Source organism: Halovulum marinum, assembly GCF_009697225.1.
GTDB classification, from domain to species: Bacteria; Pseudomonadota; Alphaproteobacteria; order Rhodobacterales; family Rhodobacteraceae; genus Halovulum; species Halovulum marinum.
Map to the genome: position 1 here is coordinate 1 of NZ_WIND01000049.1, position 5,921 is coordinate 5,921.

General features: G+C 68.8%; 7 protein-coding genes. 6 read left to right on the forward strand and 1 reads right to left on the reverse strand.

From position 1 onward, the window contains the following. Positions 1-104: 104 nt before the first annotated feature. Positions 105-1,136, reverse strand: a complete 1,032-nt coding sequence (locus GE300_RS21775; protein ID WP_154449666.1) for a permease — start codon at positions 1,134-1,136, stop codon at positions 105-107. Positions 1,137-1,229: 93 nt separating this feature from the next. On the opposite strand from GE300_RS21775, the gene GE300_RS21780 reads away from it, so the two are divergent. The 6 genes from GE300_RS21780 to GE300_RS21805 all read left to right on the forward strand — a co-directional run. Further along, the gene (locus GE300_RS21780) at positions 1,230-2,099 is read left to right on the forward strand and encodes a LysR family transcriptional regulator (protein ID WP_154449667.1); all 870 of its coding nucleotides are present in this window, start codon (positions 1,230-1,232) and stop codon (positions 2,097-2,099) included. After that, entirely contained in the window at positions 2,096-2,515 is a 420-nt protein-coding gene (locus GE300_RS21785) for an acyl-CoA transferase (RefSeq protein ID WP_154449668.1), read from the forward strand. Before GE300_RS21780 ends, GE300_RS21785 begins: the two co-directional genes overlap by 4 nt. 25 nt (positions 2,516-2,540) lie before the next feature. Continuing rightward, a complete protein-coding gene (locus GE300_RS21790; RefSeq protein ID WP_154449669.1) occupies positions 2,541-3,485 on the forward strand; it encodes a phage tail tube protein in 945 nt (314 codons plus the stop codon). Further along, positions 3,485-3,940 carry a hypothetical protein gene (locus tag GE300_RS21795; protein ID WP_154449670.1) on the forward strand — a complete coding sequence of 152 codons (456 nt, stop codon included), beginning with the start codon at positions 3,485-3,487 and terminating at the stop codon, positions 3,938-3,940. Before GE300_RS21790 ends, GE300_RS21795 begins: the two co-directional genes overlap by 1 nt. 83 nt (positions 3,941-4,023) lie before the next feature. Further along, the gene (locus GE300_RS21800) at positions 4,024-4,167 is read left to right on the forward strand and encodes a DUF7697 family protein (RefSeq protein WP_165093516.1); all 144 of its coding nucleotides are present in this window, start codon (positions 4,024-4,026) and stop codon (positions 4,165-4,167) included. Next, a partial coding sequence (locus GE300_RS21805) for a phage tail tape measure protein (RefSeq protein ID WP_233417309.1) occupies positions 4,160-5,921 on the forward strand: 1,762 nt, incomplete at its 3' end. The genes GE300_RS21800 and GE300_RS21805, both read left to right, overlap by 8 nt.

Sequence of the window (5,921 nt, forward strand, 5' to 3'; positions counted from 1 at the left end):
TCCGTGGCGTTCACATCCACGATCTTGGCACATTGCGATGCCGTCTGGGGAGGGCGGCAACCATCCCATCTGGGTGGAAGTACGGTAGGCATGAGAGCTTCTTGTCAGGGAATACCGATCCACGCGCCGAACGCCCATCCCGACAGCATCGAACCAATGATGGCCAGTAACAGGTAGAGAACAAACGGCTTCAATCTCAGCACCGGCGCGATGGCCATGGCACCCCAGATGCTGACCACTCCGCCTGACACGAGGAAAGCCATCGCCGCGCCGGGGGCCATCCCGGCGTCCATAAGCGCGCGAGTGAGCGGTAGCGCGGCGTATCCGTCGATGTAGGCTGGCCCGCCGACCAGCACGGCGAGTGGCACGGCGAACGCGCTCTCGGCTCCTACGTAAGCCGACAGCGCATCCGGTGCGAGCGCGGCGTTGAGCGCATACTCTGCCGCGAAAGCAGGGATCAGCACGATCAGCATGAGCCGGGTGACCGACCATGCTTCGCGTCCGAAGCGGGCGCGGCGAGCGGGCTCGGCCCAGATCGCCGCTCGGAAGTTGACGTTCTCCATCCCGCAGGACTGCCCGAGCGACCCGGTGATGCGGTTCCGGCGCAGCGGGCTTGTCGTCCAGCTTGAGCCGTCCAGGATTGCCGTGGTGAAACCGCCGAAGAGACCCAGCCCAACCGCCGCGACTGTCTTCCCGACGGCAAACGTCCAACCGAGCGTCGCAGCAGTGAGGGACAGCATCGCTGGATCGGTGATGGGCGAGGACAGCCAAAACGCCATCACAGGAGCCAGTGGCACACCGGCGGCAAGCAGCCCCGCCATCAGCGGAAGAACCGTTACACCACAAACAGGAGTAACCGCGCCGACGGCTGCAGCGAAGATAACCGTCAGCGCCGTCCGGCCTCGCATGACTTCCGCCGCGCGATCACTCGCCCCGCTCGCGGTGACCCATGCGGCGAGCAGTATTCCGGGAATAACGATCGGCGTGACATCGATGAGCCCCATTACGACGAAACGGGCTGTCGCCAGGGCATGACCAGGCGCAACCACGAGGACGGCGACAAGGCCCGCGACGAGGGTGAAATATACGAGCCGCAGCCAGGGCGGGGTGATGCGAAGGGTTTCGATCAGGGTCATGCGCGCTCCTCCACTCGGGTGCCGCGAACAGAATGGGATCTGGTAAGGAATTTGAGAAACGGGTAGTTTAGAACTCAGCCATCGGAAATTCAAATGCCTCAACTCGACAGCGATCTCCTGCGCACCTTCCTCGCGATCGTCGAGGCAGGCAGCGTGACCGGTGGTGCGGCGCGGATACACCGTTCTCAGTCCGCTACCAGTCTCCAACTGAAACAGCTCGAGGCCGTGATCGGTCAGCCGCTGCTCGCGCGGCACGGTCGGGGTGTCGTGCCGACACCAGCGGGAGAACGGCTCCTGCCCGTTGCACGCCAGGTCACCGGGGCTCTTGATGCGGCGCTTGCGGGTTTTCGCACGGACGAGATCGCAGGGCGAGCGCGTGTCGGGATCGCCGAGGACGTGGCGCGGGGTGTTCTGGCGGACGTCATTGCCGCATTCTGCCGCGCCCATCCACGGATGGAGCTCGAGGTCCATTGTGCGCTTGGCGATGACTTCGAGGGTGCGCTCGCGCGTAGGCAACTGGATCTGGCCGTCTACGAGGTGCCCGAAATCGGTCCCACTCAGGAGCGTCTGCGCACCGAGCGCCTGGTGTGGATGGCGTCGCGCGATCATGACGCGGCCCGCCGTGACCCACTGCCGGTTGCCGTCTTCGACCGCGCCTGCTGGTGGCGGGACGTGGCGCTCGCTGACCTCTCTGCAACGGGGCGCGCCTACCGTACGGTCTTCACCAGCGAGAGCGGGATCGGTGTGCGGGCGGCCGTGGCCGCGGGCATGGCTGTGGCGCTTTTGGCAGAGAGTGCGCAGGGGGAGGACTTGATCGCGCTGCCCGAGATCGCCCCGGCAAGGCCGTCTCATTTGGTTCTCGATGTGGCAATAGACGCAAGAAGCGCCGCTACGGATGCGCTCTGCGCCGCCATTCGTGGTGCGCTCGGTCAGGGCCCAATAGGATCCAGTCACTGGTCATGAAGACCCCCCGCGAAGCCATCCTCACCGCACTTTACGCGCGGCTCTCGGCGCTGCCTGCCACGGCCCTGCGCGGAGAGGTGCTGCCCGAGCGCATTCCGGCCGATGGCCTGCTGATCCTGCGCGATGGCGAGCCGGGGGAGCCGGAGGTGACGCTGTCGCCGCTGGCCTACCACTACCAGCACCGGGCCGAGATCGAGGCGGTCGTTCAGGGCGGCGACCGTGACGGCGCCTTCGACACCCTGACCGCCAGCATCGGCACGGCGCTCGCCGCCGACCGTACCCTCGGCGGCCTCTGCGATTGGGTCGAGGCGGAGGCGCCACGGCCGGTCGATCTGCCCATTGAGGGCGCAGCCAGCCTGAAGGCGGCCGTGATCCCGGTGGTGCTGCACTATTCCACGGCCGATCCGCTCGGCTGACCCTCTCTCACGACAGGAGACGACGATGGCACGAGCCCAGGGGGCGCGAGCGCTGATGGCGCTTGCGTTCGAGACGACCTATGGAACGCCGCCTGTGGGCGGCTTCACGAAGATGCCGTTTGCCAGCACCACGCTCGGCGCCGAGCAGCCGCTCTTGAACTCGGAGCTGCTGGGCTACGGCCGCGACCCGCTGGCGCCGATCAAGGACGCGGTGACGGCGGACGGCGATGTCGTGGTGCCGCTCGATGCCGAGGCCTTCGGGTTCTGGCTGAAGGCGGCCTTCGGTCAGCCTGCGACCACGGGCACCGCGCCGGGCCCCTTCACCCACGAATTCCAGTCGGGCGCCTGGACGCTGCCGAGCCTCTCCATCGAGACCGGCATGCCCGAGGCGCCGCGCTTCGCGATGTATTCCGGCTGCGTGCTCGACCAGCTGACCTGGCAGATGCAGCGCTCGGGGCTGCTGACGGCGACTGCGCGGCTGGTGGCGCAGGGCGAGACGGTGGGCACCACGACCAGCGCCGGGACGCCCGCGGCGCTGGAGCTGAAGCGTTTCGGCCATTTCAACGGCGCGATCACCCGGAACGGGACCGCCCTCGGCAACGTGGTCTCGGCCGAGATCACCTATGCCAACAATCTCGACCGGATCGAGACCATCCGCTCGGACGGCCGCATCGACGGGGCCGACCCGTCCATCGCGGCGCTGACCGGCCGGATCGAGGTCCGCTTCGCCGACCAGACGCTGGTGACGCAGGCGATCAACGGCGAGGCCTGCGAAATGGAGTTCGCCTACGTCCTGCCGTCCGGCGAGAGCTTCACCTTCACCGTGCACGCCGTCTACCTGCCGCGCCCCCGGATCGAAATCTCCGGGCCGCAGGGCGTTCAGGCGACCTTCGACTGGCAGGCCGCCCGCGACAGCGTCGTTGGCCGGATGTGCACCGCAACCCTCGTGAATGATGTGGAGACCTACTGATGCTGACGCTCGACCTGACGAACGCGCCGCGCTGGCATGACCTCGCGCCCGGAGTCCGGGTGCAACTACGCCCGCTGACCACCGCGCTGATGGTGGCGACCCGCAGCGACCCGGCCGTGGAAGCGGTACCCGAGGAGGCGTCCGACGAGGAGCGCGCGGTTACCTTCGCCAAGGCGCTGGCGCGGCGGGCCGTGCTCGCCTGGGAGGGCATCGGCGATGCCGACGGCAAGCCGATCGATCCCAGCCCCGAGGCCATCGACGCGCTGCTCGACGTCTGGCCGATCTTCGAAGCCTTCCAGCTGACCTACGTCTCCAAGGGCCTGCTGCTGGAGCAGGAAAAAAACGCCTCCGCGCTCTCGCCGAATGGTCCTTCGGCGGGGGCGAGCGATACTGCCAAGCCTGCGCACCCTGCGAGGGCCGCGAGCAAGCCTGCCCGGACTGCCCGGCGCGGCTGAACCGTCCGGAAACGCCGGAGGGTTGGCAGGTCTGGGACCTGGTCGGCCGCCTCGGCGGCCAGCTCCGGGTGCTGCCGGGCGCGGTGATCGGCTGGGACATGTCGGCGGCGCTCGCGCTCGGTGACGCGCTCGGCGTGCCGCCGCTCGCCATGGCCGAACTGCTGCCCGTCATCGAAGCGGTGATGGTCGCCAAACTTAACGAACAGATGGATCACTCCCATGGCTGAGAAGAGGGTCAGCGTCCGCCTCGCGGCCGTGGGCGGGCGGCAGGTGCGCGCCGAACTGGAAGGTGTCGGCGAGGCCGGGTCGCGCGGCTTCGGTCGGCTCAGCCGGGAGATGGAGGCGGCGAACGCGAGGCTAGCGGCGTTTTCCCGTCGCGTTGCCGTAGCCGCTGCTGCCGCAGTTGCAGCTGCCGCCGCGGCGGGCGTGGCGATGATCCGCTCCGGTCTGCAGACGGTCGATGCGCAGGCTAAGCTCGCCCAGTCCCTCGGCACCACTGTCGCCTCGATCCAGACGCTGGAGCGCGCGGGCGAACTGGCTGGTGTGTCGATGTCCGGCATCGAGCAGGCGACAAAGGATCTGACGCGCCGTCTCAGCCAGGCGGCCGCCGGGACCGGCCCCGCCGCCGATGCGCTTGACCGGCTCGGACTTTCCGCCACCGGCCTGATTGCGCTGCCGCTGGATCAGCGCGTGGGCGCGATCAACGCCGCCATCGAGAGCTTCGTGCCCGCAGCCGAACGCGCGGCGGTCGCGGGCCAACTCTTCGGAGAGGAAGGCTCCATCGCCATGTCGCGGATCGACACGGCGACGCTGCGCCAGGCGACGGAGGACGTGCTCGCCTTCGGCGTCGTCGTCTCCGAACAGGATGCCGACCAGATCGAGCGCACGAACGACGCCATATCAAGGCTCGGGCTGATCTGGCGCGGGCTATCGAACCAACTGGCGGTTGCCGCAGCGCCTGCGCTGGAAGCCGTCGCCAACGCCATGGCGGCGGTCGCCAGCCGCACCGGGCCGCTCGGCATCGCGATCCGCGGTCTCTTCGACAACATCGGCCGCCTGACCACCTATGCCGCGACCTTCGCGGCCTTCCTCGCGGGCCGCTGGGTGGCTGGCATGGCCGCTGCCGCGCTCTCCGTGCGCGGCCTCGCCACGGCGCTGGTCGTCCTGCGCGGGGCGCTGATCCGGACCGGCATCGGGGCGCTGATCGTCGGCGCGGGCGAGCTTGTCTATCAGTTCACCCGGCTCGTCTCCGGTGCGGGGGGCTTCGGCGGGGCGATGTCGCTGCTGAAAGACGTCGCGGTCGAGGTCTGGGAGCGCATCAGGATGGGCGCAGCGGCTGCGGGCGCGGCCGCCACGGCGATGTTCTTCGACCTGAAGGCCGACGCCGCATCCGGCATGCAGAGCGCCATCGAGAGCGTCGTGGGTTTCGGCAACACCGCCGCGAACACGTTCGAGGGCGCCTACGAGGCGATCAAGGCGATCTGGGGTCTGCTGCCCGCCGCCATCGGCGATCTGGCGTTCCAGGCAGCCAACAGCCTGGTCGACGGCGTCGAGGCGATGCTGAACGGCGTGGTGTCGCGCATCAACGGCTTCATCGGCGGCATCAATCAGGGGCTCGAAGCGCTCGGGTCTGAGCGGCGCATCTCGCTGGTGCCCGACCTCGACCTCGGCGAGATCGAGAACCGCTTCGAAGGTGCGGCCAGTGCTGCCACGACAGCGGCGCAGGCGGCCTTCGACATGGCCTTCGAGGACAACCCGCTCACGGCCCCGGACCTCGGCCTGACCGAGGCGGCGAACCGGGCGCTCGCGTCCGCCAACCTCTATCGCGGGGCCGCGCGCGACCTGGCCGAAGGGGCCCGCGCGCCGCTGGAAAGCTGGCAGGCGCTGCGCGATACCGTGCGGGGAACCGACGAGACGAGCGGCGATGCGCTGACCGAGGCCACGGGTGCGGCCGAGCGGCTGGAGACGGCACTCGGCGATG